Genomic DNA, 26420 nt, shown 5'->3' on the forward strand with positions numbered 1-26420 from the left:
TAATCACCATTACTGTCGTCATGCCGGAACGAACGCCAAAAAACCGCGCTTTCGAGGAAAGCGCGGCCTGACAGAAAGGAACGAACCAGGCGACCAAAAATCAGCCGGAAGCCCGGGCGCCGGAGCGCTCCGGCAGCGGCAGCTCCAGCGTCAGCCGGGCGCCGCCGGCTGCGGAGCGCTCCGCGCGCAGCGAGCCGCCATGCGCCTCGGCGAGCTGGCGCGCGATCGCGAGGCCAAGGCCCGAGGCGCCGTCCGGCGCCTGCGGCGAGCGCCGGCGAGAGCGATCCGCGCGGTAAAAGCGCTCGAACACGAACGGCAGCTCCTCCTCGGGAATGCCGCAGCCGTCGTCCTCGACGATGAGCGCCAGCAAACGCTTGCTCTTTTCGGCCCGCAGCGCAATGGCCCCGCCCGGAGGCGTGTGCTTGACCGCGTTGTCGAGCAGGTTGTGCAGGATCTGCCCGATCCGGCCCGCATCGGCGACGACCGACCAGGCTTGCGGGACCGGCTCCAGCCGCAGCTCGATCCCCGCCGCGCCGCAGCGCGCCTCGAAGCTCGCCGCCGCTTCCGCGAGCAGCCGGCCCGCGGACTGGAGCGACGGCTCCAGCCGGAACTCCGGCCGCCCGTAGCCGCCGAGCTCCTCCAGCTCCTCGACCAGACGGCCGAGCCGCCTGACCTCCCCATAGCTGGCGGCCAGCCGCTCCGGCGTCGCCTCCCACACCCCGTCCTCCATCGCGCGAAGGGAGGCGCCGAGAGCGGCAAGCGGCGTGCGCAGCTCATGCGCGATGTTCTCGCTCATGCTGCGCCGCAGCCGCTCCTGCTCCTGCAGCCGGGCGGCCAGTCCGTTCATCGAGGCGGCGAGCTCCGCCAGCTCGGCCGGCCCGGCCGCCTGCACGCGGGCGGAATACGCGCCACGCTCCATGTCGGCGGCGGCCTCCTTCATCCGCACGAGCGGCAGCGCCAGCCGGCCGGCGGCGGCATAAGCGATCGCGGCGGCGATCAGCACCGAGCCGAGCAGCGTCCAGAGCACCGACTCGGCGATCGCCCGCTCCAGAGGGCCGCTCAGCGACGCCTCCGCCGCATGGCGCGCCAGCCGCAGCTCCCGCTCGTACATGGCGACATGCAGATGCAGCCCGGCCAGCACCGTCAGCTTATGCCGGATGTTCTTGACATGCTGGTCGATCGTGCGGACGTCGCCCTCGTAATCCGGTCCGAGCGCAAGCTCCGCCAGCTCGTCGCGGGCGAACACTCGGCGCGGCCGCCGGGCGAGCGTCTGCAGCAGCCGCTGCTCCGCCGGCGTCAGGACGACCGTCCGGCCGGCGCAGCGCGCCTCGCCGGACAGCGCGTCCAGCTCCAGCAGGCCGCCGCGGAAGCTCAGCCGCTCCGCCAGCAGCGAGCCGGGATCGGCTCGCCTCAAGATCGCGCGGATGCGGGCGACGATCTCGCGCGGATCGAACGGCTTGACGACATAATCGTCCGCGCCGAGCGCCAGTCCGCGCAGCCGGCTTTCGCCCGAGGACTTGGCCGTCAGCATCAGCACCGGCACCGGACTGAAGCGGCGGATGTCCCGGCACGCCTCCTCGCCGCTGCCGTCCGGCAGCATCAGATCGAGCACGACGAGATCGAACCGGCCCTCGCGGACATGACGAAGAGCCTCCGCGCCGCTCGCGGCCTCGGAGGTCTCATATCCTTCCCGCTGCAAATAGGAGGCGAGCGCCTCCCGGATCAGCGGCTCATCGTCGACAATCAGCACCGACGCCATCAGACGACGTCGTAGCCCTGCTCCTCGATCGCTTCCTTGATGGATTGCAGCGAGAGCTTCGCCTCGTCGAACTCGACCGTCACCTGGCCTGCGGACAGATCGACCTTGGCCGCTCCTCCGGCTTCCTTGACGGCGGACTCGACCGAGCTCACGCAGTGGCCGCAGGACATGCCCTTCACTTGCAGCGTTTCGGTTTTCATCTCAACTTCTCCTTCGGCTCGGATCCGAGCAGGTAATAGGTTGCCTTCTTCCTCTTCAATATACCCCCTGGGGGTATATAAGTCAACTCTGATTCCGCTTTTTCGGTGCAAAACCTGACATGAAGCGCTTTCTTTTCAGTTTGCTGCAGAGCCTGCTGCGATAGCATCAAAAAGCGCGGACGAAAGGCGGCATCGCCCCGACGCATCCGCGCAGCAAGCGGCAAGGCAAATTCACGATAAAGGGGACATCCTGTTGTTCAAGTGGAATCATTCCGCACGATCGGCTCGGCTGCGAGCGGTCGTGGCGGCGGCGCTGGCCGCATTCACTCTCCTGCAAGACATCGGCGTCAGCCGCGCCGAAGGAGCGCCGGCCGTCGCGCTCTCGGCGAGCGTCGCCTCCTCTTCCTTCGGCGAGACGGTCACATTCACGGCCACGGCGTCCGGCGCAGGCGCCGAAGAAGCGCAGCCGACCGGCTCCATCACCTTCCTGGACGGCGACTCGCCTCTCGGCACCGTGCCGCTGACCAAGCCCGAGCCCGCCGTCGCGACGGCCAGCGGCAGCGTCCGGCCGCCGGAAGGCTCCGGCCGCAACTGCGTCGCCGGGCCGAACAGCCATTCGTTCGCGACATGCCCGGTGCTGCAATGGGGCGGATACACGTATTGGGCGTTCAGCTATTTCGACAACAGCAACGCGTTCGCCATCGCCGCCTACGACGCCTCCGGCAACCTGCTGCGGACGTGGAACAAGCCGGGCGCGCGCTATCTGTGGCAGATCACCATCGACCAGGAGAACCGGACGGCGACGTTCTGGGGACAGGACAGCTACTCCGTCACGATGGGATGGGACGAGCTGGTGCAGCCGCCGGCTGCGGCCAGCCTGACGACAGCGGAGCTTGCGATCGGCACGCATGACATCACCGCCGTCTATTCCGGAGACTCCCTTTACGGGGAGGCCCGCTCCGCCCCGCTGTCCTTTGCCGTCGCGAAGATCCGCACCTCCACCGCCGCGGCTTCGTCGAACAATCCGTCGCTGCAAGGGGACGAGACGCAGCTGCTGGCGATGGTGTCCGCCTCGGACGGCAGCGCGCCGACCGGCGAGGTCGACTTCATGAAGGGGGACGAGCTCCTGGGCACGGCTCCGGTCGTCGACGGCGCGGCTGCGCTGGACGTCTCCGACCTGGCCGCCGGATGGCATCCGATCCTCGCGAGCTACAAGGGCGACGAGCTCCATGCGCCCAGCACCTCGTTCCCGTTGCTGCAGATCGTCGAGCTTCGTGGGACCGAGACCGTCCTGACGGCCGGCAGCGGCTCCGTCCTGCGCGGAGAGTCCGTGAGGCTGACGGCGGAGGTCGGCAGTCCCGATGGCGGCACGGCAGCCGGATTCGTCGCGTTCCGCAGCGGCGAGGACGAGCTCGGGCGAATTCCGCTGTCCGAGGGCCAGGCCGCGCTGGACGTCTCCGAGCTTCCGCCCGGCCTCCATACCTTCACCGCTTCTTATGAAGGCAATGACGCCTACTCGGCCAGCGAGTCGGATGCCGTCTCGGTCGAAGTGATAGCGTCGCGGCCGGACGCGCTGCCGGAGCCGCCGACCGTCGGCGAAGTCGCTGCAGGCAGCGCCCTTCTCTCCTGGAAGGCCGCTCCCTATGCGATCTCCTATGTCGTCTACGCGGACGATCGGCCGCTGCTGACCGCCGAGGGGACCGAGGTCCGGCTGGACGGGCTCGAGAGCGCCAGGACGTACGACCGGCTGGCCGTCGCGCCCGTCAACGAGGTTGGCGAAGGCGCGCGCGCGGCCGTGCCGGCGTTCGAGACGCTTCCGCGCGGCGACTTCGCCGTCGAGGCCGTCTCCGCCAGCGACAGCGAGATCATCGTCCGCTGGACGCTCGCTTCCGCCAATGAATGGTTCGTGCTCGCTTCCGGCGGGAAGGAGCTTTACCGCGGCAAGGGGCGGGAGCTCCGCCTGAGCGGCCTGCCTGCGGACACGAGCGTCGAGGTCGAGCTGTGGACGGAGAACGGCGCCGGCATCCGCAGCGAGCCGAAAGCCGCGACGGCCCGCACCTTGCCAGCCGCTCCTGCGGGCGGAGGCGGCGAAGCGCCAAGTCCTTCGCCTTCCGTAGCGCCGACGCCTACTGTCGCGCCGACGCTGGCACCGGCGCCTTCCTCCGCGCCGACTTCGGCGCCGACGACGCCGGGTCCGACGGCAGCGCCGTCTCCTGCTCCCGCGTCTCCGTCCCCGGCGGCGCCGGGCGCGACCGACGCTCCTCCGGCAACGAAGCCGCTCGTTTCCTTCGTGGATACCGCCCATCTGGCGAACCGCGGCGAGATCGAATTCCTCGTGCAGAAGGGCCTCATCCGAGGCGACGGCGCCGACCGCTTCGAGCCGCAGCGCCCGATCGCCCGCAGCGAGTTTGTCGCCCTGCTCGTCAGGCTGCTCGGCTACAAGACGCAAAACGGCTACCGGAACGACTTCGCCGATGTGGATGCCGGCAAATGGTATGCCGAGGAAATCGGCGCCGCGTTCGAGCACGGCCTTGTCGCCGGCAACGGCAAAGGGACGTTCCAGCCCCAAGCGGCTCTGACGCGCGAGCAGGCGGCCAAGATCGCAGCGGCCGCGCTGGGACGGAGCGGGGCCGCCGCGGGCCAGGCGGCGCCTGCCTTCGCCGACGACAGCTCGATCTCCGCCTGGGCTCGCCAGGACGTTCGCCTGCTGGCGGAGCTGCAGCTGCTGAAAGGCTATGAGGACGGCAGCTTCCGTCCGCTTGGCCGCCTGACCCGGGCGGAGGCGGCATCGCTGCTCTACCGGCTGCACGAGCGGCTGGCCGGCGGCGAAGCCCGCTAGCACGCCCCGCTTTGCAGCAGCAGAAAGCCCCTGTTCCGGACCGATGCGCGCATCGGCCTCGGAGCGGGGGCTTCTTTCCTCCATCCCCAACGAGCGGCGGATGCGGTATGATAGGGCTGATCATTTCCGCGAATGCCGGAACGCGAAAGGCGCGACAACCGATGCCCAACCTACGAAAACGCAAATCCAAGCCGGCGGGGCTCCTCGCCCTCGCGCTCGGCTTCGCCCTGCTCGCCCCCCTCCTGCTCGCTCTGACGGGCTTTCCCTCGCCCGACGCCAGGCCGAAGGCGCAGGAAGGCGTCCTCCAGCTCCGGGAAGGCGAGCTCGGCCGGAACGGGCCGCTCCGGCTGAACGGCGACTGGACGCTGTACGAAGGACGCCTGCTGACAGGCGCCGAGCCGGACCGAAGCGCCGCAGGGGTCGAGTCTCTCGCGCATGTGCCCGGCGTGTGGACCCGCTACGGCATGCCGGGCAAAGGGATCGCCACCTACCGGCTGCAGGTGCGGACCGCAGGCGCGGCCGAGCCGCTCGGGCTGCAGGTTCCGGCGATCGCCCCGGCCTACCGGATCCTCGTCGACGGCCGCGAGATCGCCTCCGCCGGCTCGTTCGGTCCGGACGGGACGGAGCCCGTCTCCGCCTACCGGCCGCAGACCGTTTATTTCACGCCCGAGTCGCCTTCGTTCGACCTGTTCCTCCAGATCTCCAACGACCTGTATCCGGAGGGCGGCGTCTGGTACAGCCTGACGCTCGGCACGGAACGGGACATGCTGGCGCGCAGCGAGCGCAGCTCCTTCGCGGACATGGCCGTTTTTGGCGGCTGCACCTTGCTCGGCCTGTACCAGATCGCGGTCTATCTGCTTCGGCGCAGCGACCGCTCCACGCTGTACTTCGGCATCTGCTGCCTGCTCGGCGGCGTCCGCCAGTGGGTCGTCGGCGGCATCCATCTCGTGCAGGTCTACCCCGAGGCGGACATCCGGCTCATCATCGTGCTGGAATACTTGACCTACTACGGCGGCGTGACCGCGGCGGCGCTGTTCGTCCGCAGCCTGTACCCCCGGGAATTCAACCGCCTCGCGATCAACGCGCTTGTCCTGGCCGGCTTCGTCTTCATCGGCTCTGTCCTGCTGCTGCCCGTCGAAAGCTTCACCGCCTGGCTCGGCGCGTACAAGCTGCTTTCGCTGCTCGCGCTGCTCTATTTTCTCTACGGCTTCGCGCTGGCCTGCTGGCGCGGCCGCGAAGGGGCGCTGCTGCAGCTGGCCGGCTGGCTGGCGTTCGTCGCCGCCGCCGTCCACGATATTCTGTACAGCGCCGGCTGGATGCTCGGAATCGACGTGCAGCTCGTCCCGTACGGCTTCGTGCTGCTCGTCTTCATCGAAGCGCTCGAGCTGGCGCGGCGCTTTACGAGCGCCTACCGCACGATCGGCATGATGAAGGACGAGCTGATCGCCGTCGGCCGCCTGAAGGACGAGTTTCTGGCCAATACGTCGCATGAGCTGAAAACGCCGCTGCACGGCATCCTGAACCTGTCGCAGTCGATGGCGGACGGCAAGCTCGGCCCGCTCGCCGCCGCGCAGCGGGAGCAGCTCGAGACGATCGTCGCGGTCTCGCGGCGCATGTCCAATCTGATCAACGACATCCTCGACCTGTCGCTGCTCAAGAACAACGGCATCGCGCTGCAGCTGAAGCCGGTCGACCTGCGGGCGGCGCTGTCCTCGCAGGAGGAAGTATTCCGCCACTACATCGGCGGCAAGCCGGTCTCGCTGCGGATGGAGTGGCCGGATTCCCTGCCGGACGCGCTCGCCGACGAGAGCCGCCTGCTGCAGATCGCCTACAATCTGATCGGCAACGCCATCAAGTTCACGCCGGAGGGCGAGGTCGTCGTCTCCGCCCGCGCGGAAGGCGGGATGCTGCGGCTCACGGTCGCGGATACCGGCATCGGGATACCGGAAGAAGCGCAGGAGCGGATCTTCCTTTCGTTCGAGCAGCACGGCACCTCCGTCGCCAAGGAATACGGCGGCGCGGGCCTCGGGCTCAGCATCACGCGCAGGCTCGTGGAGCTGCACGGAGGCGTCGTCACGGTGACCTCCAAAGTGAACGAGGGCTCGGTATTTACGGTGACGCTTCCGGCGGCGCCGGCAAGCGCCGCGGCGGCGCGGCCGCATGGCGCCGTATCGGGCGACCGCTCCCGACCCGCGGCCGGCTCGGCCCGGGATGGATTCCCCGCTGCCCGGAGCCGCTCCGCCGGCTCCGAGCGCGGCGTCGTCCGCGAGCCGCAGCGGGCGGCCAAGGGCTGGCCGACGATCCTGGCGGTCGACGACGACCCCGTCAACCTCCAGGTGCTGCAGTCGGTTTTTCTGGACGAGCCCTACGGCATCGTCGTCGCGACCGGCGGCGAGGAAGCGCTCGAGCTGCTGCGGAATGCCGAGGAGCCGTTCGGCCTCGTCGTGCTCGACGTCATGATGCCCGGCCTGTCGGGCTACGAGACCTGCCTGCGCATCCGCGAGACGTACACGCTGGCCGAGCTGCCCATCCTGCTCACGACGGTCCGCAGCGAGCCGGAGGAGCTCGTCTACGGCTTCGCCGCAGGCGCGAACGACTTTCTCGCGAAGCCGTTCCACCCTTACGAGCTGCGGGCGCGGGCGCATACGCTGCTGGAGATGAGGCGCTCCGCGGAGGAGGCGGTCCGTTCGGAGAGCGCATTCCTGCAGGCGCAGATCAAGCCCCATTTCCTCTACAACACGCTGAACACGATCATCTCCCTGTCGCTGGACGAGCCGAGGACGACGCATGATCTGCTGCTTCACCTCAGCCGCTACTTGCGGGGGAGCTTCGACTTCAACAACAAGCAGAAGCTGGTGCCGCTCCGCAAGGAGCTCGAGCTGGCGGAGGCTTACCTGCAGATCGAGCAGGCCCGGTTCGGCTCCCGCCTGCGCGTCCGCTACGAGATCGAGGAAGGCGTCGACGGGCTGCTCCCGCCGACATCGCTGCAGCCGCTCGTCGAGAACGCGGTCCGGCACGGCGTCATTCGGAAGGAAGAAGGAGGCACGGTCACGATTACGGTTCGCGGCGAGGAGTCCCGTACGGTCATCGCCGTCGCGGACGACGGCGCGGGCATGGACATTTCGCTGCAGGCGCTGCTCGCCACGGAGGCCGAGGGCGAGAGCGGCGTCGGCCTGCGCAACATCCACCAGCGCCTGCTGCGGGCCTACGGCGAAGGACTTCGCATCGACAGCGGCATCGGCGGGACGGTCGTGACGATCGCCATCCCGCGCCATATCGACCATGAAAGGGGACAAACAGCATGATGAGGATCATCGCAGTCGACGACGAGCAGCCGGCGCTGCGCCGGGCGGGCAAGCTGCTGGAAGAGATGGACGGCGTGCGGATCGGCGGCTTGTTCGACAGCGCCAAGCGGTTTCTGGAGCATATGCGGACGAGCCCGGAGCCCGTCGAGCTCGTCCTGCTGGACATCGAGATGCCGGGCTGCGACGGACTGGAGCTGGCCAGGACGCTTCGGACGGAGCGGCCGGACATCCAGATCGCCTTTTTGACCGCTTATGAGGAATACGCCCGGGAGGCGTTCGAGGTGGAGGCGATCGACTACTTGCTCAAGCCGTTCACAGCGGACGATCTGGCGCGCACCGTCCGCCGCGCCGCGAGGCGCCTCCCCCGCGAGCGACTGGAGGCGGCGGCGTCGGAGGCGCCATCGGCCGATTCGCGGCCGAGGCTGGCGGTCAGCAGCTTCGGGCCTTTTTCCGTCGTGACGGAGCAAGGCCGCGCCGTGGCGTTCCGCAATTCCAAAAGCCGCGAGCTGCTCGCATATCTGCATCAGTTCGGCGGCAAGCCCGTTGGCAAGGCGCAGATCCTCGAAGCGCTCTGGCGCGAAAAGGACGCGGAGCGGTCGCAGGCCACGCTGTATTCGACCGTGTACCAGCTGCGCAAGGATCTGGAGGCTTGCGGCTTGCGCGGGCTGCTCGAGTCGTCGAAGACGGCCGGCGGCTGCTATCGGTTATGCTGGCCGGGGCCGGTCGACGATGACGTCGCCGCTTATGGCCGGCTGCTCGCGGACTATCGGCAGACGCAGGCGCTCGGACCGGCGATGCAGGCCATCCAGACGTACGGAGAAGGATTCCTGCACGGCAGCGGGTACGCTTGGGCCGCTCCGCGCCAGGCGGAGCTGGAGCTCGGCTATGCCGAGCTGCTGGAGTCGGCCGCGGGCGCCTGCTTCGCCGCGAAGCGCTACGAAGCGGCGCAGAGCCTGCTGCAGAAGTGGACGCTGCTGCTGCCGCTCGAGGAGACGGCCCATGCCCGCATGATCGCTCTGCTGATCGCGATGGGCAAGATCGAGGAGGCCCGCGAGTATCGCGCCCTGCTCCTGGACCTGCTCGACGCGGACGAGGCTTCCCGGCTGCCGGATTTTTCCCGCTTCCTGGCGGACCCGGAGCGCTTTTTCGAGCGTTCTCCGCTTCTGACGAGCTGATCCAGACTGCAAAAGATAAGGAAAAGGACATCCTCGCGGATGTCCTTTTCCTGCCTTCTCAGTTCTACCACATCCGGGCGCTGCCGCTTCTCTCTTTACCGCTGCCGGTCCGGCAGCGGCACCTCCATGACGATCGAGTACGGCTTGTCGCCCGCCCCGATGCCCGCGACGTTGTAGATGAGCTTGAGCACCTTGGCCTCGGGATCAAGCGGCTCGAACAGCTGCACCTGCTTGCTGCCCTCGTCCGTCTCCGGATCGCCTTGCCCGCCGATTCCGGCGTAAGTTCGTCCATGCTCGTCTTGCGCAGCGGACATGTCGAAGTCATCGGGATGCACGAAGGTGCCGGCGCTGTCCTGCGCCTTCGGCCGAAGGTGGAACAACAGCTTCGTCGTCACCGGAGTCACGATCACCTTGTCCACGACAAACCCGCGCTTCGCGAGCTCCTCCGGCATGGCGGGCTTGTCGATGACGATCGATTCGGCGCCCGCCGCCAGAGGAATGTCGAAGCGGACGGGCTGCTCCACGCCGGCTACGGTCAGCAGCAGCTCGAGCTCGGAGCGTTCCGGCAGCTCCGTCTGCACCCGATCCATGCTTACGAGCACGGAGTCGTCTCCAGCCGGTCTCCAGGACGGCATCAGCTCCTGCCCTTCCAGCCGCGCTTCGACCCAGGTCAGATCGCCCTTTTCAGGGCTTCTCAAATCACGGCTGTAGAACTCTCCTTCTCCATCCCGGTGGACCTCGAGCACGATCCTTGATCCGTCATAAACGACGTTCCGGATGCTGATCGTCGTATCGCCGATTGTTTGGGCCATCTCCACCGGCTGCACGAGGCCTTGCTCCTCCGCCGCCTGCATGCCCTTGTCTCCGTACATGGAGAGCAGGCTTCCGAGCACCGGCACCGACCTCAGCGAGTCGGCGAATGCCGGCGAGATGAAGCCGAGCCCGGCCGTTCCCGCTCCGAGCAGCAGCAAGCCTGCCGCGGCCGCAGCCGCCGAGCGCCGCAGCCGCTGCATTCTCGGGCGGACGAGCCGCGAGTCCCGGACCTCGTCAGGACCGGGAAGCGGGCCGTCCTCCCGCCTCCCCGCCGCCTTGCCAGCTCGAATCATTTGATAAGCCTCCTCCAGCCGGAGCTCCACCTTCGCTGGAAGGTCCGCTTCCCGATCCCTCTCGATCCGCAGCGCTTCCAGCCGTTCATCGATATTGCCTGGTTTCATGGTTTCCGCTCCCTTCCCATGTCGGCTCCAGCCATTTCCGCAGCAGCGCCTTGCTCCGCTGAAGCCTCATCTTGGCCGCGCCCTCGCTGATGCCGAGAACTGCGGCCGCATCCGCGATTTTCAGATCTTCCCTATAGACGAGCAGCACGACGAGCCGCAGCGGCTCCTCCAGCCGGTCGATCGCTTCCCTCAGCTCGACGTCCCGATAGGCCGAGCTCTCCGCCGCCTGCTCCGGCAGCGTGCCGGGCAGGGACTGGCGCGCTTTCTTGCGCCAAATGGCTGTGCATTCATGAATGAGGATCCGGTACAGCCAGGTCCGGACATGCTCCGGCTCTTTCAGCGAGCCGATCGACTGGTACGCCTTCAGGATCGTTTCCTGAAGGGCGTCCGCGCACTCCTCATCCCCTTTCAGAATCGTCCTTGCGGTCCGATAGAGCGATCCTTTGAGCTGCTGGATCAGCTCGAGAAAGGCTTCCGTATCGCCCTGCCGGGCCGATTGCGCGAGCCTCGTCAGCTCCATCTTCTGCGATGATCCGGCCTTTGCCGGCTGCCGTTCTGCCATACGTTCATCCTATCCCTCCTGACGAAAAAGCCCGGGCTCTCTCGCGTATCGTTCGCTGTCGACATGGATTAGATGTGGCGGGCACGGAAAAAGTAACGGGCGCCGGACAATTCGTGCCAAATAGGATCGGTTTGACCGCCCAGCTCCCTGATCGAAAAAATCATTGTATCTTATTTATTAGCGGCCCATTTACAATAGTGTGCGTAATACACTATAATGATTTCCAGGAGCTGATGCATATGACGGATGTGAAGGAGACGCTGGCAAGCCTGCTCAGCGAGCTGCGCCGAGGCACGATCGTCATGGGCGTGCTCAGCCAGCTGGCCGAGCCGCAGTATGGCTATTCGCTGGTGTCGTTGTTGGAGGAAAAGGGAATCGCCGTCGAGCCAGGCACCTTGTACCCGCTGCTGCGCAGGCTCGAGAAGCAGGAGCTGCTCGAGAGCCGCTGGGATACGAACGAGTCCCGCCCGCGCAAATACTACCTGCTGAGCGAGGTCGGCAAGCAAGTGTTCGCGGAGCTGCAGCAGGAGTGGCGCAAGCTGGTCGCCAGCATGGAAGGCCTAATGAACGAACCTGAAGGAGGAGATCGGGATGGAACTCGTTGATCGCTATATTCATGCGGTGACGGCGCGTCTGCCTGAGACGCAGAGAGAGGATATCAAGCGGGAATTGCTAAGCGTGATCGAAGACATGCTGGAGGAGCGCAGTCCGGAGAGCCCCCCGACCGTCGAAGACGCGGAAAGCGTGCTGCTGGAGCTCGGACATCCGAGCGAGCTGGCCGCGAAATACCGCGGGTACGAGCGTTATTTGATCGGGCCGGCGCTGATCGACGCGTACTGGACGACGCTCAAGATCGTGACGGCCGCGATCGTCTTCAGCCTTGCCGCCGCCCTCGCGATCGATTCGTTCCGGACGGATGCGGGGATGCTGGACAGCGCCCTGAGCTTCCTTGCCTCGCTCGTCTCGAGCGTCGCCCAAGGATTTCTCTGAGTCACTCTGATCTTCGTCTGCGTCGAGCGCAGCCAGCGGGCCAAAACGGCCGGAAGCGGGCGCATGAAAAAGGCATGGAAGCCTTCCGAGCTGCCGCCGATTCCCGAGGCCGGCCAGAAAGTCAAGAAGAGCGGACCGATCTTCGGCATCTTTTTTGCCGTCGCCGCCATCATGCTCGCCCTCTTCTCGCCCGATCTGATCGGCGTGTGGAGAATCCACGACGGCAGCGCCGCCAGCGTTCCTTTTTTTGATCGCGACGTGCTCCTCCATTATGCGCCGCTGCTATGCGGACTGGCCGCGCTTGCCATCCTCAAGGACAGCGTGCGGCTGATCGCTCAGCGAAGATCGGGCCGGCTGCTTGCGTTCCATATCGCGATGACGATCCTGATCACGACGCTGGCCTGCCTCATGCTGGCCGACGACGCCCTCTGGAACCCGACGTTCATTGCGGACCTGGCCGCTGCGAGCCCCTTGCCGTCGAGCGGCGACGGCTACGATACGCTGGTGTCGGTCTGGCCCCGCCTGAACGGCCTGCTCGTGAACGTTCTCCTCGTCTATGCCCTGGTCGACATCGTGCTTGAATTCATGGCATGGTTCCGCAGCAAGACTCCTTCTTCTGCAAAGGCCAGCCAAAAGCCGCTCCTGTGAGCGGCTTTTTTAATGGCCTGCCCTAGCGAGCCTGGCCCACCTCCTCGACCAAAGACGGCTCGACGCCTTGCAGGAACGGCGTCCATTCTCCTGCCGCATACAGCTGCAGCCGGTGCATGGCGCGCGTGCACGCCGTATAGAACAGCTTCCGCTCGCTTTCTCGACGGTACGTCCGCGACGAAGCGTCGTAGATCAGCACGGCGTCGAACTCGACGCCTTTGGCCAGATAGGCCGGGATGACCTGCGTCCCGTTCTCGAACGTCGGCGTCTCCTTGGTGACGAGCCGCAGCGACGGGCAGCCCTGCTTGGTCAGGAGCTCATGCGCCTCGCGGCTTTCGGCGGCCGTTTTCGTGATGACGGCGATCGAGGCGAAGCCTTCCGCTTGCAGCGCCGCCAGCTCCTCGGCCATCCGCGCCGCCAGCCGTGCGCTGTCGTCCGCCTGGATCAGCAGCGGCTTTTTGCCGCTTCGGGCGAAGGGCACGATCTCCTTTGCGCTCGGCAGCAGCGCTTTGGTGAACTCGACGATCTCGCGCGTCGACCGATAGCTGCGGACGAGGCGGATCAGCCTCGTGTCCGCCTCCCCGTAAAGCCGCATCAGCGGCGAGTCCTCGCCGTCCAGCTCCGTCGCCTGGGCGAAGATCGCCTGGCCGAAGTCGCCCAGCACGGTCATGCGGGCGCGGGGAAACAGCTTCCGCAAATATTCATATTGAACCATCGAGTAGTCCTGGCCTTCATCGACGAAAACATGCCGCACTTGCGTATTTGTCCGCATGCCTTCCACAAGCTCCCGCAAATAAAGGAACGGCGTCGCATCCTCGCTGAACAGCTCCCCGCGAGCCAGCTTCTCCCGGGTCTGATCACAGATATCCGGCCAAAGCCGGGGCGCGGCCGCCTGCTCTGCCAGCGCCGCATAAGCCTGCTCCGGATCGAACAGCTGCGCGTACAATCCGGCCATGTCGACGAACTGCATCCGCCTCACGCTTCGCCGCAGCGGCTCGAACCGCTCCCGGACGATCGCGCCGGCCAGCAGCTCCTGCTCCCTCTCCGCGTAGTCGAAGTCTCCTTCGTCCCGGCGCCGCTTGTTCTGCACGAACTCCTGGATGCGCTCGTACTGCTCGGCGAAGTCGAACACGCCCCGTTCCTTGTGCAGCTCCCGGTGCACGGCGTCGTAGCGGTCGTTGTCGAGATAGTCGAGCTCCTCGCTCACCCAGTCCGCGCCGCGCTCCTTGCGCTCCAGCCCGGCCAGCTCCTGGAGCAGCCACTCCTGGAGCATGGCGACGCGATTGGCCAGGCGGATCGAACGATCGTACCCGTAAAAGCGCTCCGCCATCCGGCTGGCCGGAATAAGCTCGCGATCTCCAAGCCGGATGCCGCTGAAGCGCATGCCGGATTGCCCCAGCCCTTCCGCATAGTCCCTCAGCGCCTGCAGGAAAGCTCCCGACGCCTTGCAGCGGATGCCCTCCACCCGGGCGTCATGCTCCGGCGAGCCGGCCATCTGCAGGACGTATTCGATAGCATCGAATGGATCCTCAAGGCTCAGGATCGAGCCGATGCCCTGCTCCAGATATTCTTGGAACGTCGCCTGCTGCATGTTCTCCTCGCCGAGCTCGGGAAGCACGGTCGAGACGTAGCTGTTGAACATCGGATTCGGCGAAAACAGGACGATCTGGTCCGCCTTCAGCCGGTCCCGGTTTTTATAGAGCAGGTACGCCACGCGCTGAAGCGCCGCAGACGTCTTGCCGCTGCCCGCCGCTCCCTGCACGATGAGCATCCGGCTCCTGTCGTCGCGGATGATGGCGTTCTGCTCTTTTTGGATCGTCGCGACGATGCTCTTCATCTGCGAGTCTGCGCCCTGTCCGAGCGCCTGCTGCAGCAGCTCGTCGCCGATCGTCAGGCTCGTGTCGAATACGTTCAGCAGCCGGCCTTGGCGGATCTGGTACTGGCGCTTCAGCTCCATGTCGCCCCGCACGGCTCCGTCCGGCGTGTCGTAGGAGGCTGGCCCCGGAGAGTGGTCGTAGTACAAGCTCGCGATCGGCGTGCGCCAGTCGTAGACGAGGAAGTCCATTCCTTCCGCGTCGACGAAGGAGGAGACGCCGATGTAAACCGGCTCGGCGGAGCCGACGCCATGTTCGCGAAAATCAACGCGTCCGAAGTACGGGGAGGGCAGCAGCCGGGTCATGCTCTTCCATTGCTGCAGCCGCAGCCGGTGGCTGCGCTCCCGTTCCGAGAGCAGCGCCTCCTGCTGCCGGATGCTGTAGAACGTTTCCTCGAAGTCCTCGTCCGTGGCCGTGTTGACCGTCACTTCTTCCCAAAAGCGCTTGCGGATGTCCCCCGCTTGCCCGTGCAGCCCGGCCACCTCCGGCTCCAGCTCGGCGATCCGCTCCCGCAGCTTTTGGGCGACTCGATCCAGCCGTGCCTGCTCTTCGTTCCATTCTCGCTCATGCCGCATGTCCGCACCGACTCCTCCCGTTTTCCTCTGAAAAAGGCATTTGACATCCAGCCGCGACCCATGGTAATATTGAATTAAAGGTAAGATGCAATAACTGTGGATTTTAATAAAAAATTGAAGCGACTGGTTTTCTGATGATACCATAGCTTCGTTTTGCGCGCAATGGCGCGGCAGCATAAAAAAACCCCCGGTCCGTGGACCGGGGGTCTTTCGTTTGCCTTTCGACAAGGCTCTATAGATTGACGACTGCCTGCTCGGTCGTCCAGACAGCCGAGGCGAACCCTTTGAAATTGACGAGAGCGGCATTGAACCCGTCCGCAGGAGCCGCCGTCGCATCCTGAACGGTCGCGACCTCGAATCCCTCCTCGATCAGATGCCTCATATGGGATTCGACGCACACATTGGATACGACCCCGGCCAGAACGATTTTGCTTACCCCTTGCTTGCGCAGCTGCAAGCACAGATCGTTCGTTGCCGGGCTGGCGATCTTGTGCGCATTGGCGATGATCGTCTGCCCGTCTTCGAGAAACGGCAGCAGGTCCGGCACGAATGCCGCTCCGGAGGCCGGCGGCACCGGGCTCCGCGCATCGGGACGATCGTAGGCGTAGGTGGAAAGGAGGAGCGTCTCCTCCGCTCCCTTGAACTGCCACTTATGGTCATGCGGATACAAGTAGTGGGGAGAGACGAAGACCTTATACCCCTTTTGCTTGGCTGACTGGAGCAGCTTCACCAGGTTGCCGACCGTATTGTTTTGCAAAATGACCGGCTTGAGCAGCTCATACCCGGGATGCCCCGGCGACAAAAATTCATTTTGCGGATCGGTCAGGACGATGCCGGTCGTCGTCGGATCGACAGTGAACATCACGATTCAGCCTCCTCAGCATGCGATTCTGCACCTAGCCTTCCCCGAAATTTCAAAATCCTTGCAGCGTTGCCAGAGGCCCGCCTGGGCGCGTCAAACCAAGCTTGTCCCGCCTACGCGGTCGGCTCCTTGTTCACCGGATCGGCCAATTGCCTGCGAAGCAGGGCGATTTCGTGCTTATAGGGCGGGTTCTTATATTTGACCGGCCCAAAGGAAGGCGTCTCCAGCAGCATCGGAATGTCGGCCAGCTGGGGATGATGGACGATAGAATCGAGCGCCTTCAAGCCGATGAAGCCGTGGCCGATATTCTCGTGCCGGTCTTTGCGGGAGCCCCGCACGTTTTTGGAATCGTTGATGTGCAGCACCTTCAGCCGGTCCAGGCCGATCAGGCGGTCGAACTGATCGAGCACCCCGTCGAAATCGTCCACGATATTGTAGCCGGCATCATGCACATGGCAGGTATCGAGACAGATGGAAAGGGAGTCGTTATGCGTGACCCCGTCCAAAATGCGGGCCAGCTCCTCGAATCGGCTGCCGCATTCCGTTCCTTTGCCGGCCATCGTCTCCAGCGAGATCTGGGCTTTGCCGCCAGGCTCCAGCACCTCGTTCAAGCCTTCGACGATTTTGCCCAGCCCGATGTCGATGCCTTCCCCGACATGAGCTCCCGGATGCAGGACGAGCTGCCTCGAGCCAAGCGCTTCCGTCCGCTCCAGCTCGTCGCGCAGAAACGAGATGCTGTGGCGGAACACCTGATCGTTCACGGCGTTGGCCAGATTGACCAGGAACGGAGCATGCACGACGATGTCGGCGATGCCGTGCTCCCGCATATGCGCCTGCCCCTCGGCGATCCGATAGGCCGAGATCGGCTTTCTTCTTGTATTCTGGGGCGCGCCCGTGTAGATCAGGAACGTATTCGCACCATACGAAGCCGCTTCCTTGCTCGCTTGGAGCAGCATTTCTTTCCCGCCCATGGATACATGGCTGCCGATCCGCATGCCGTCCCTCCTCTTTTTCCGTTCCTTCCCATTCAGCGTTTGCGGAAAAAAGAGTCCTGATACGCTTCTCCCATTAAAAAAGCGATGCCGGGGCTTGCCCCGGCATCGCTTTTTTACTCTTCCGAAGCCTGATCGTCAGATCCGAGCCTCCGCGCCCTGCTCCGCCGTCATCCGGTTGCGCAGCGTGCCGAGCTTCTCGATGGAAATCTCAACGACGTCGCCCGGCTGCAGGTAAACCCGCTTCTCCGGAGGCAGGCCGAGCACGACGCCCTCCGGCGTGCCGGTCAGGATGATGTCGCCGGGCGACAGCGTCATATGCCGCGAGATGTAGCTGACGATCTCGTCGCAGCGGAAAATCATGTCCGAGGTGCGGGACGACTGGCGCGTCTCGCCGTTCACGACGGCGGAGATCGCCAGCGCGTTCGGATCGCCGACCTCGTCGGCCGTCACCAGATACGGGCCGAGCGGGCTGAACTTGTCGCATGTCTTGCCGAGCAGCCATTGCGGCGTGCGCATCTGCAGGTCGCGGGCCGACAGGTCGTTGACGCAGCAGTAGCCGTACACATGCTCCAGAGCCTGCTCGCGCCCGACGTCCTTGGCCGTGCGCCCGATGACGATGACGAGCTCCGCCTCGTAGTCGACCTCCGAGCTGACGCGCGGCAGCGGGATGTCCTCCCGATGCGCGGCCAGCGTATTGTTGAACTTGTTGAACAGGATCGGATACTCCGGAATCGGCGCATTCGTCTCCTCCGCGTGCTTGCGGTAGTTCAGGCCGACGCAGATGATCTTGCCGGGAGCCGTCACGCACGGCCCGAGCTGCAGCGCGTCCTCGTCCAGCCACAGCTCGGGGACTCCGTCCGCCTGAGCGGCCAGCGTCTCCAGCGTCCGCTGCGCCTCGGCTCCGCCCTCGATCGCGGCCTCGACCGTCAGCGGCACCTGCCGCCCCTCTCCGAGCCGGATCGCAGCCGCCGCCACGTCCAGCACCCCCTGCTCCGTGCGCACGCCGAGCGCGAGCCGGCCCTCCTTGCGGTATGTCAACAACTTCATGATCGCCGATTCCCCTTTCTCATGCTTGCCTTGCCGTCAGGCATTTTTGCCGAACACGACTCCGCCGTCCAAATACAGCGGCGAGCCCATCATGAACTTCGACTCGTCGGAGGCGAGGAACAGCGCGCCTTCGGCGACATCCTCCGGCCGGCCGAGATCGCCGCTCAGCTGGCGGCTGCGGATGCCGGCGAGCCCTTCCTCCGGGTCCGCGTACGACTCGCGCAGGTACTTCTCCACGAACGGCGTCAAAATCGTGCCGGGCAGCAGCGCGTTCACGCGGATGCCGTACGGCGCATAGTCGACCTGCATCGACTTGGTCAGCGCGAGGATCGCGCCCTTGGTCGCGGCGTAGGAAGCCCGGCGCGCGAGGCCGATCTCGGCGATGCAGGAGCTCATGTTGATGACGACGCCGCCGCGGCGCTCCATCATCGACGGCAGCACGGCCCGGCTCGGCAAATAGGTGCCGCGGATGTTGACGCTGATGACGCGGTCCCAGGCGTCCGGCTCGACCTCGTGCAGCGCGCCGACGCCGCTGATGCCCGCATTGTTGAACAGCACGTCGATCCGCCCGTGCCGCTCCAGCGTCTGCTGCGCCATCGCCTCCGCCGAGGCGGGATCGGTGACGTCGCAGGCGACGGCGGAAGCCTCGCCGCCTGCTTGGGCGATCAGGGCGGCCGTTTCTGCGGCCGCCTCCAGGTTGATGTCGGCGACGACGACATGCGCTCCCTCCGAGGCGAAGCGCAGCGCCGAGCAGCGTCCGATGCCCGAGCCGGCCCCGGTGATCAGCGCGATCTTGTCTTTCAGCCTCATATCCGCACCACGCCTTTTGTCAAAATCAGATTGCCGTAAGGAGCCGCCTCGCTCGTCGCGACGACGGCATAGGCCCGGCGCGTCCGCTCGTAAAAAGCGAAGCGCTCCAGCTCGGCGATGTCGACCTCGCGCCGCTCATGCCGGCGCAGCAGCTCCCGGTACTGCTGCCAGACGGCTGGGGCAGGCGGATCGCCGGGCACGACCGCCATGACGACGGCCGGCTGCGGCACGTAGGTGTCCACCGGCAGCAAGGTCAAGATCGCGTCCAGCAGCTCCGGGATGCCATGGCCGTCCGCCCGGACGAGCCGCGCCGCCGTCGATGCGGCCGGGAAGTTTACGTCGGCCAGCACAAGCTCGTCGCCATGCCCCATCGCCCGCAGCGCATGGAGCAGCTCAGGCGAGAGCAGCGGAGAAATTCCTTTCAGCATGCCGCTTCCTCCTCTTCGTTTGCAATTTCGCGCAGCGCGACCGGCCGGTCCTCGCTCATCGATCGGTAAGCCGCGAAGACGAGCTGCATCGTCTCCAGGTTGTCGCGGACGGAGGTTTCCGGCTCGCGATCCTCCTCCACGGCCCGCAGCAGCTCGCCCATCGTGCCGAGGAAGGCGTCGGGGAACCATTTGCCGTGCAGCGTCGGAACGAACCAATAATCGGGATGGAGCAGCCGCGAGTGGAACCTGAGCGTGTCCTCCCGTCCGACCGGATAGTCGTACAGCGAGCCGTTCGTCCCCTGGACGATGCCCTCCGTGCCCTCGAACCGGTACGTCGCGTGCCAGTCCTCTTCGCCGGCGATATGGTTGTGGTTGTCGTGGACGAGCGCGCGCCGCTCGCCGGGATAGCGCAGCGACAGCATCGTGCGCGTCTCGCCGACCGTGCGCTGGCCGGGGAAGCGGGCTCCGTCGGCGTAGATCGAGTCCGGCGTGCCGAACAGGAAGCGGATGCTGTCGAGGTAATGGATGCTGTGGTACATGACCTCCAGCGTCGGCATCTCCCGCAGCCAGCTCCACGCGGCAAAATCCTGGCGGACGTCGACCGAGATCGTCGCCTGCGTCAGCTCTCCGAGCCAGCCGCGGCTCAGGATCGCATGGCTGGCGCGGATGCCCGGCGACCAGCGCATCTGCTGGTTGACCGCGCCGCGGACGCCGTGCTCGCGGCAAGCGCGCTCGATGGCGGCCGCCTCGCGGTAGCTTTCGGCGAGCGGCTTCTGGCAAAGCATATGCTTGCCGGCGGCCGCGGCCTGGCGCGCGATGGCCGGCTGCGCCTTGGCCGGCACGGCGATGTCGACGACGCGGACGGCCGGATCGTCAAGCAGCTCCTCCAGCGTGCGATAGACGCGCGGCAGGCCGAACTGCGCGGCTAGCGCCGCGGCGCGCTCTGCGTTCAGATCGTAGATGCCGACGACGTTCAGGCCGCCTTTGCGGTAAGCGGGAAGATGGCAGGCGCCGACGATTTCGCCCGCGCCGATGATCGCGATGCCGATGCGGGCGTCCTGCGGCAGCTTGGGCTTGTAGTCGAGCTCCAGATCGATGACGTTCATAGGACCTCCTTCACAGGCTCGGGCCGATGCGGTTGATGGAAAATTCCTGATGGCCGAGAATCTCGGCCTTGGTCAGCTTGCCGTCCGCGACCTCGACGATCTCCTGCCAGATCCTCTCGCCGGCCGCTTCCACGTCGAGCGAGCCGTCCAGCATCGGACTGACGTCGACGTCCATGTTGTCCTCCATGAGCGAGAACGTGCGGCCGTTGCCGGTGATCTTGATGACGGGAACGACAGCCGAGCCCGTCGGCGTGCCGCGGCCGGTCGTGAAGCAGACGATATGCGCGCCGGCCGCCGCCATGCCGGAGACGCATTCGATGTCGTTGCCGGGAGAATCCATGAAATAAAGTCCGCCCTCCGGCAGCGGCTCGGCGTATTCGGTGACGCCGAGAATCGGGGACGTGCCGCATTTGCTGATGCAGCCGAGCGACTTCTCCTCGATCGTCGACAGCCCGCCGGCGATGTTGCCGGGGCTCGGATTGCCGCCGCGCATGTCGGCGCCCATCCGCTCCACCTCGCGCTCAAAGCGGCCGACGATCGCGTACAGCCGCTCGCGCACCGCGGCGTCCGGGCAGCGCTCGGCAAGCACATGCTCCGCGCCGATGATTTCCGTCGTCTCGCCGATGACGACCGTGCCGCCCTCGCGGATGAGCCTGTCGGCCGCGGCGCCTAGCGCCGGATTGGAGGCGAGTCCCGAGGTCGCGTCCGAGCCGCCGCATTTGACGCCGACCTTCAGCTTGGACAGCGGCACCGGCTCCTGCCGCAGGCGCATCAGGCCCGCCTGCAGCTGCCGCGCCAGCTTCGCGCCATGCTCGATCGCCTTCACCGAGCCGCCGACGCTCTGGATGTCGAACCATTCGACCGGTTTACCGGTAACTCGAATGGCGTCGGCCAGCTGCTGCGGATCGACCACCTCGCACCCGAGGCTGACGATCAGCACCGCGCCGACGTTCGGGTTCGCCCCCGTCCCCGCCAGCACGCTGAACGTGCGGTCCTTGTCCGCCCCGATCTGGCTGCAGCCATGCGGATGCGGCACGGCGACCGCGCCCGGCACGAGCTGCGCGATGCGGCTGCACACCTGGTTCGAGCAGATGACGGTCGGAATGATGAGCAGATGATTGCGGATGCCGATGTCGCCGTTCTCCCTTCGGTAGCCCATGATCGCAGGGGCTGCCTGGCTTGCTGCCGCCTGATCTGCGGCTTGGCTTGCCGCTGCCTGGCCTGACTCCGTCTGATCTGCCGCTGCCTGGCCTGACGCCTGCCCTTCCGGTTCCCTCATGCTTTTCCTCCTCCTGTTCCAGCAGCCGCGCCGGCCTGGTCGCCGCGTCCGCGGATGCCCTCGATGTTGTGCACATGGACGTGGCGCCCCGCCTCGATTGCCGTCACGGCGCGGCCGATCACTTCGCCGTACTTGCGCACCTCGCCGCCTGCCGCTACGGCCGCGATCGCGATTTTGTGGCCGAACGCGACCGGCTCCGCGACGACGACGCTTCCTTCCCGCCCGCCTGTCTTGTAGCGGATCGTCTCTCCTGCCGCCACATCCCGCAGCGCGGTCGCGACATGGTCGCGGACATCCATGACGATCGCGTCCGCTCCCGCTTCCAACGCATGCTCCATGCCTTCTCCTCCTCTTTGCGCCGGCAGACGACTTGGATCGGCTGGCCGCGCTCCTCGATTTGAGTTATCGGTAACTCAAATGTAAGCGACCTCATGCTTGCTGTCAATAGACCGCATTGGCTACAATGATTGCAGCTTGTAAAAAGGGAACGGAGGAGCTTCATGGTCACCATCTACGACATCGCCCGCGTGGCCGGCGTCTCCGCCATGACAGTGTCGCGGGTCATCAACGATACCGGCCGGATCAGCGAAGCGACGAGAAAGCGGGTCCGGCAGGTGATGGAGGAGCTGCAGTACGTGCCGAACTCCAACGCCCGCAGCCTCGTCCTGCAAAAGACGAATATCCTCTCCCTGCTCATTGCCGACATCGCCAACCCGTTTTATACGACGCTGGCGCGGGGGGCGGAGGATGCGGCCAAGCGGCTTGGCTATCGGCTGCTGTTCGGCAACAGCGACGAGGATTACGGCAAGGAAAAGGACTATGTGGACATGATCCTCTCCACGCGCGTGGACGGCGTGCTGTTCGCTCCGGCCGGCGACGGCTCCGCCCCGCATCTGCGGCTGCTGGAGCAGCACCGCATTCCCTATGTGCTGCTCGACCGGGACGTGCCCGGCATCCAGGCGGACCGCATCCTCGGCGAAAGCCGCGACGGGGCGCGCCGGCTCGTCGAGCATCTGATCGGACTCGGCCACGAGCGCATCGCGCTGGTGAACGGATCGGAGGACGTCTCCACCGCGCGCGAGCGCCATGCGGGCTATCGGGACGCGCTCAAGCTGAACGACCTCCCGTATGACGAGACGCTCGTCCGCCATCTCGACTATTCGGACGGCTTCAATCCGAGCGATCTCGACCCACTGCTGGCGTTGAGCTCCCCGCCGACGGCCATTTTTGCCGCCAACAACTTCCTCGCGCTCGGCGTCATCCAGTCGCTGCGCGAGCGCGGCCTGGCTGTGCCGGACGATCTGTCGGTCGTCTGCTTCGACGATCTCGGCTTCGCCAGCATTTTGAGTCCGTTCCTGACGGTGGCCGCGCAGCCGGCCTATCAGTTCGGCGCGCTCGGCCTGGAGCGCCTCGTCGACCGGATCGAAAACGGCGACGGCAGCGGCCCGCGCACGCTCATCCTGCCGGCGGAGCTGATCGTGCGCTCGTCGAGCCGCAAGCGAGAGCGATGAAAGCAGCTGCGCGGTAGGCCTGGAGCCTGGAGCGGCGCTGCCGTTCGCGAATCCGAGCGGCGAGAAGCCGCGGCTCTGCCGTTCGCGAACCCGAGGAGCGAGAGGCTGCGGCGCCAGAGGCGGCCATGCGACAAGGGGCTGTCCCGACGTCCGTTTCACGGATGCCGGGACAGCCCCTTGTTCCTTTCTGTCCGCGAGCGAGGCTTCTAAGCGCTAACGAAACGACTGCGCGGGCCTATGAGCCATGCGGAGCCTCTAGTCAAAAAACTCCATATGCGGCTTGGTCTGGCGATAATAGGCCATCCGGTCCGCCAGCGTGCCGGTATGGAATTCGAACTTGTGGCCGTCGGGGTCTGCGAAGTAGACCGAGCGCCGGTCACGCTCGTCCCGCTCCCGTCCCGGCAAGATGTCCGCGCCGATGCGCCGCAGCCGGGACACCGCCTCGTCGAACTCCTCCTCTTTAATGGAAAAGGCGATATGCGTATAAGACAGACGGATCTCCTCGCGCGGGAGATCCTTTTCTTCGTTCAAGGCGAGCCACAGACCGTCCAGATCGAAATAAGCGGTCGACCGTCCGCGCACGAGCAGCTTCGCGCCGAACGCCTCCCGATAGAACGCGATCGACCGCTCCAGCGACGAGACGCTGAACAGCAGATGATTAAGGCCTTGCAGCTTCATGATGGACTCCTCCTCCTCCTGTATCGCCAACGGCTCCCCTGCGGGTCCGGATGCAAAAAGTCCCGGCAGCCAAGCTGCCGGGACTTCAACGACCATGCTTATTCTTCGCCGGCGACGTCCTCGCCGTCGTCCTCGCCGATCATCTTGCTGTAGTCCTCGCCGGTGACGACGCGGCGGGCGGTGACGTACCGCTTGGCGTAGTAGGAATCGCTCAGCTTCGTGTAGCGCACGCCCTTGCTGGAGGCGTGGGCGAACTTGCCGTCGCCGACGTAGATGCCGGCATGCGAGATGCCGCGGCCGCTCGTATTGAAGAAGACGAGATCGCCGGGACGAAGATCGTCCTTGTCCACTTTGGAGCCGACCTGAGCCTGCGACTTGGACGTGCGGGGCAGCTTGACGTCGAACTGGTTGAAAATATGGCGGACGAAGCCGGAGCAGTCGAAGCCGGCTGTCGTCGTGCCGCCGTATTTGTAAGGCGTGCCGATGACTTTTTTGATCGCGCTGTCGAGATCCGGCGTATTCGCGAACGCGCTGCTGCTGAACGTCAGAAGCAGAACCAGGCCAAGCATGGACAGGATGACTTTCTTCACAAGTTGCTTCTCCCTTCGGATGCCTACGAAGTTAGCTGTGGGTTCGGTTGAAGGTTCCCTAGAATCCTCTCTTGCAAGATTCATTCACCCGGTATGGTTCCCCCGTTTTTCTTCTCGAAAATTCGGCATGATGATTCATCATTTTTATTAAAGGTTAATATTCGTAGTTTTTTGTCGAATCCCTGCCCGGGAAATATTAGAAGTCCCTCATCAAATCCCTTACTTTTCTCATAAATCAGCCTAGGCCCTTCTGCTCATATCATCGAATGGACGCGATTTTCGCCCCTGTCCTCCTGCCCAGAGGAAGAAATGGATATTTCCCCCTGCCATTCTGAGAAACTATCCTTTAAGCGTTATGAATTTAATAGGATAATAGTGGAACTCTTCGAGTGAAAGGAGGCCGCCTGCCGAATTCCGCTTTTTTATCCTACTTTTGAAAAGGAGGACTTTCATGTCCGCAAAATCCCGCACTTCCACCCCCCGCTTCCAGGCTTTGCGCGCGCTGCTGCTCGCCGTGTTCCTGATCGGCTCGATCGTGCCGGGCTCGCTCGCCGTCCGCACCGCCCATGCCGCCGATGCCTGCACCGGCGTCTCCGCCTGGTCGGCCTCGGCGATCTACACCGCGGGCCAGAAAGCCGTGTACAGCAGCACGCTGTACGAAGCGAAGTGGTGGACGACGAACGAGCGCCCCGACCTGTCCGGCCCATGGGGCGCATGGAAATCGCTCGGCGCCTGCTCGTCCGCTCCGACTCCGACGCCGACTCCGACCAAGACGCCTTCGCCTAGCGCGACGCCGACTCCGACGCCCGGCGCTCCGGGCGGCAAGATTACCGGCGCCTACGTCGCCGACTGGCATTTCCCGAACGTGAGCACCGTGCCGGCCGAAAAGCTGACGCATGTGTTCTACGCCTTCGCCGACGTGGCCAACAACGGCGTGAGCGGCGGCGACGCCTCCAAGCTCGCCCAGCTGACGACGCTGCGCAGCAAAAATCCGAGCCTGAAGGTGCTCGTCTCCGTCGGCGGCTGGGGCCGCTCGCAAGGCTTCGCCGGCGCGGCCTCGACCGACGCCAGCCGGACGGCGTTCGCGAACAGCGCCCTTTCCTACATCCGCGCCAACAAGCTGGACGGCGTCGACATCGACTGGGAATACCCGGCCGCCGGCGACAAGCAGAACTATACGCTGTTCATCCAAAAGCTCCGTTCGGTGCTTGACGCAGGCAGCGCAGCGGACGGCCGAGGCAGCAACAAGTACCAGCTGACCGCCGCCGTAGGCGCTTCGGACTACGGCCTCGGCAACATCGACATCGCCGCCGTGCAGCCGTCGTTCGACTTCCTGAACGTGATGACCTACGACATGCAGGCCGGCTCGGGCACGCATCATACGGCGCTTTACAACTCCTCGCGCGCCAGCTACAGCGTCGACACCGCCGTCAAGCTGCTCAAGAGCAAGGGGCTGCCCGCGTCCAAGCTGGTCATCGGCGGCGCGTTCTACTCCCACGGCACGGCCGACTATACGTACGACGAGCTCAAGGCCGGCTTCATCAACAAAAACGGCTGGACGCGCCAATGGGACGATGCGGCCAAGGCTCCGTATCTGACGAACAGCGGCGGCGGCTTCCTCAGCTACGACGACACGCAGTCGCTAGCCGAAAAGGTCAAGTACCTGAAAGCGAACAGCCTCGCGGGCATCATGTTCTGGGAGTACGGGCAGAACTTGGACGGCGAGCTGCTGGGAGCGATCCACACGGCGCTGAATTCCTGACCGCCTCGCCCGGCATGACGGCAGGCGCGGAGAAATGCCGCTGGTCCAAACGGACCTGCGGCATTTTCGCCTTTTCGCCTGCCGCGGCTCGCTTGACGCGCGGACGCATCGTCTCCGGCGGCTTGCCGCCGCTCGTTTTTCTCCCAAGCGCCTACCGCAGGTGGACAGCGCCGCCCGTCCGCTTTACGATGGATTCATTCAGCATGGAGGA

General features: G+C 65.4%; 23 protein-coding genes and 1 riboswitch. Of the genes, 8 read left to right on the plus strand and 15 right to left on the minus strand.

The window, feature by feature from the left end:
* Positions 1 to 100 precede the first annotated feature (100 nt).
* Together H582_RS29695 and copZ are read right to left on the minus strand one after the other, a co-directional pair.
* Positions 101 to 1759 (minus strand): ATP-binding response regulator, encoded by a 1659-nt coding sequence (locus H582_RS29695; RefSeq protein WP_052332877.1) that lies wholly within the window; start codon positions 1757 to 1759, stop codon positions 101 to 103.
* Complete coding sequence (copZ, locus tag H582_RS0102135) at positions 1759 to 1959, minus strand: copper chaperone CopZ (RefSeq protein WP_028597177.1); 201 nt, start codon at positions 1957 to 1959, stop codon at positions 1759 to 1761. Before copZ ends, H582_RS29695 begins: the two co-directional genes overlap by 1 nt.
* A 253-nt stretch (positions 1960 to 2212) precedes the next feature.
* Here copZ and H582_RS0102140 point away from each other — a divergent pair, with 253 nt between their 5' ends.
* The 3 genes from H582_RS0102140 to H582_RS0102150 all read left to right on the plus strand — a co-directional run bounded on the left by H582_RS0102140 (position 2213) and on the right by H582_RS0102150 (position 9278).
* Positions 2213 to 4798, plus strand: a complete 2586-nt coding sequence (locus tag H582_RS0102140; RefSeq protein ID WP_028597178.1) for an Ig-like domain repeat protein — start codon at positions 2213 to 2215, stop codon at positions 4796 to 4798.
* Positions 4799 to 4959: 161 nt separating this feature from the next.
* Positions 4960 to 8103, plus strand: a complete 3144-nt coding sequence (locus tag H582_RS25605) for a hybrid sensor histidine kinase/response regulator (protein WP_052332878.1) — start codon at positions 4960 to 4962, stop codon at positions 8101 to 8103.
* Positions 8100 to 9278 (plus strand): response regulator, encoded by a 1179-nt coding sequence (locus H582_RS0102150; RefSeq protein WP_028597179.1) that lies wholly within the window; start codon positions 8100 to 8102, stop codon positions 9276 to 9278. The genes H582_RS25605 and H582_RS0102150 overlap by 4 nt, the downstream gene beginning before the upstream one ends.
* A 95-nt stretch (positions 9279 to 9373) precedes the next feature.
* Here H582_RS0102150 and H582_RS0102155 read toward each other — a convergent pair whose 3' ends face one another.
* Both H582_RS0102155 and H582_RS0102160 read right to left on the minus strand, forming a co-directional pair.
* Entirely contained in the window at positions 9374 to 10492 is a 1119-nt protein-coding gene (locus H582_RS0102155; protein ID WP_028597180.1) for a DUF4179 domain-containing protein, read from the minus strand.
* Positions 10470 to 11054, minus strand: coding sequence for an RNA polymerase sigma factor (locus H582_RS0102160; RefSeq protein ID WP_052332879.1), 585 nt, complete (start codon positions 11052 to 11054; stop codon positions 10470 to 10472). Before H582_RS0102160 ends, H582_RS0102155 begins: the two co-directional genes overlap by 23 nt.
* Positions 11055 to 11293: 239 nt before the next feature.
* Here H582_RS0102160 and H582_RS0102165 point away from each other — a divergent pair, with 239 nt between their 5' ends.
* From H582_RS0102165 to H582_RS32690, 3 genes are all read left to right on the plus strand, one after another.
* Complete coding sequence (locus H582_RS0102165; protein ID WP_028597182.1) at positions 11294 to 11659, plus strand: PadR family transcriptional regulator; 366 nt, start codon at positions 11294 to 11296, stop codon at positions 11657 to 11659.
* A complete protein-coding gene (locus H582_RS32685; protein WP_240478904.1) occupies positions 11646 to 12044 on the plus strand; it encodes an HAAS signaling domain-containing protein in 399 nt (132 codons plus the stop codon). The genes H582_RS0102165 and H582_RS32685 overlap by 14 nt, the downstream gene beginning before the upstream one ends.
* A gap of 63 nt (positions 12045 to 12107) precedes the next feature.
* The gene (locus H582_RS32690; protein ID WP_240478905.1) at positions 12108 to 12692 is read left to right on the plus strand and encodes a hypothetical protein; all 585 of its coding nucleotides are present in this window, start codon (positions 12108 to 12110) and stop codon (positions 12690 to 12692) included.
* 22 nt (positions 12693 to 12714) lie between these two features.
* Here the strand turns inward: H582_RS32690 and helD are convergent, their stop codons facing one another.
* From helD to H582_RS0102215, 9 genes are all read right to left on the minus strand, one after another.
* Positions 12715 to 15141, minus strand: a complete 2427-nt coding sequence (helD, locus tag H582_RS0102175) for an RNA polymerase recycling motor HelD (RefSeq protein ID WP_028597183.1) — start codon at positions 15139 to 15141, stop codon at positions 12715 to 12717.
* A gap of 232 nt (positions 15142 to 15373) precedes the next feature.
* Positions 15374 to 16003 carry a cysteine hydrolase family protein gene (locus H582_RS0102180; protein WP_028597184.1) on the minus strand — a complete coding sequence of 210 codons (630 nt, stop codon included), beginning with the start codon at positions 16001 to 16003 and terminating at the stop codon, positions 15374 to 15376.
* Positions 16004 to 16116: 113 nt separating this feature from the next.
* Complete coding sequence (locus H582_RS0102185; RefSeq protein ID WP_028597185.1) at positions 16117 to 16998, minus strand: deoxyribonuclease IV; 882 nt, start codon at positions 16996 to 16998, stop codon at positions 16117 to 16119.
* Between the two features lie 135 nt (positions 16999 to 17133).
* The gene (locus H582_RS0102190) at positions 17134 to 18045 is read right to left on the minus strand and encodes a fumarylacetoacetate hydrolase family protein (protein ID WP_028597186.1); all 912 of its coding nucleotides are present in this window, start codon (positions 18043 to 18045) and stop codon (positions 17134 to 17136) included.
* 36 nt (positions 18046 to 18081) lie between these two features.
* The gene (locus tag H582_RS0102195) at positions 18082 to 18855 is read right to left on the minus strand and encodes an SDR family NAD(P)-dependent oxidoreductase (RefSeq protein ID WP_028597187.1); all 774 of its coding nucleotides are present in this window, start codon (positions 18853 to 18855) and stop codon (positions 18082 to 18084) included.
* Positions 18852 to 19283 (minus strand): L-fucose mutarotase, encoded by a 432-nt coding sequence (gene fucU, locus H582_RS0102200; RefSeq protein WP_028597188.1) that lies wholly within the window; start codon positions 19281 to 19283, stop codon positions 18852 to 18854. Before fucU ends, H582_RS0102195 begins: the two co-directional genes overlap by 4 nt.
* Positions 19277 to 20389 (minus strand): Gfo/Idh/MocA family protein, encoded by a 1113-nt coding sequence (locus H582_RS0102205; RefSeq protein ID WP_043110749.1) that lies wholly within the window; start codon positions 20387 to 20389, stop codon positions 19277 to 19279. Before H582_RS0102205 ends, fucU begins: the two co-directional genes overlap by 7 nt.
* A 10-nt stretch (positions 20390 to 20399) precedes the next feature.
* Positions 20400 to 21548: a UxaA family hydrolase gene (locus H582_RS0102210; RefSeq protein ID WP_043110750.1), complete on the minus strand. Its 1149-nt coding sequence runs from the start codon at positions 21546 to 21548 to the stop codon at positions 20400 to 20402.
* A gap of 116 nt (positions 21549 to 21664) precedes the next feature.
* Entirely contained in the window at positions 21665 to 22006 is a 342-nt protein-coding gene (locus H582_RS0102215) for a UxaA family hydrolase (RefSeq protein WP_028597191.1), read from the minus strand.
* Between the two features lie 162 nt (positions 22007 to 22168).
* On the opposite strand from H582_RS0102215, the gene H582_RS0102220 reads away from it, so the two are divergent.
* Entirely contained in the window at positions 22169 to 23179 is a 1011-nt protein-coding gene (locus H582_RS0102220; RefSeq protein WP_028597192.1) for a LacI family DNA-binding transcriptional regulator, read from the plus strand.
* 255 nt (positions 23180 to 23434) lie between these two features.
* On the opposite strand, the gene fosB is transcribed toward H582_RS0102220, so the two are convergent.
* Both fosB and H582_RS0102230 read right to left on the minus strand, forming a co-directional pair.
* Positions 23435 to 23857, minus strand: coding sequence for a metallothiol transferase FosB (fosB, locus tag H582_RS0102225; protein ID WP_028597193.1), 423 nt, complete (start codon positions 23855 to 23857; stop codon positions 23435 to 23437).
* A 98-nt stretch (positions 23858 to 23955) separates the two neighbouring features.
* A complete protein-coding gene (locus H582_RS0102230; RefSeq protein ID WP_028597194.1) occupies positions 23956 to 24447 on the minus strand; it encodes a C40 family peptidase in 492 nt (163 codons plus the stop codon).
* Positions 24448 to 24451: 4 nt separating this feature from the next.
* Positions 24452 to 24585, minus strand: a riboswitch (cyclic di-AMP (ydaO/yuaA leader).
* Between the two features lie 313 nt (positions 24586 to 24898).
* Here H582_RS0102230 and H582_RS0102235 point away from each other — a divergent pair.
* Complete coding sequence (locus H582_RS0102235; protein ID WP_028597195.1) at positions 24899 to 26209, plus strand: glycosyl hydrolase family 18 protein; 1311 nt, start codon at positions 24899 to 24901, stop codon at positions 26207 to 26209.
* The last annotated feature ends 211 nt before the right edge of the window (positions 26210 to 26420 follow it).

It is taken from the genome of Paenibacillus pasadenensis DSM 19293 (assembly GCF_000422485.1).
Classification (GTDB): domain Bacteria; phylum Bacillota; class Bacilli; order Paenibacillales; family Paenibacillaceae; genus Paenibacillus_O; species Paenibacillus_O pasadenensis.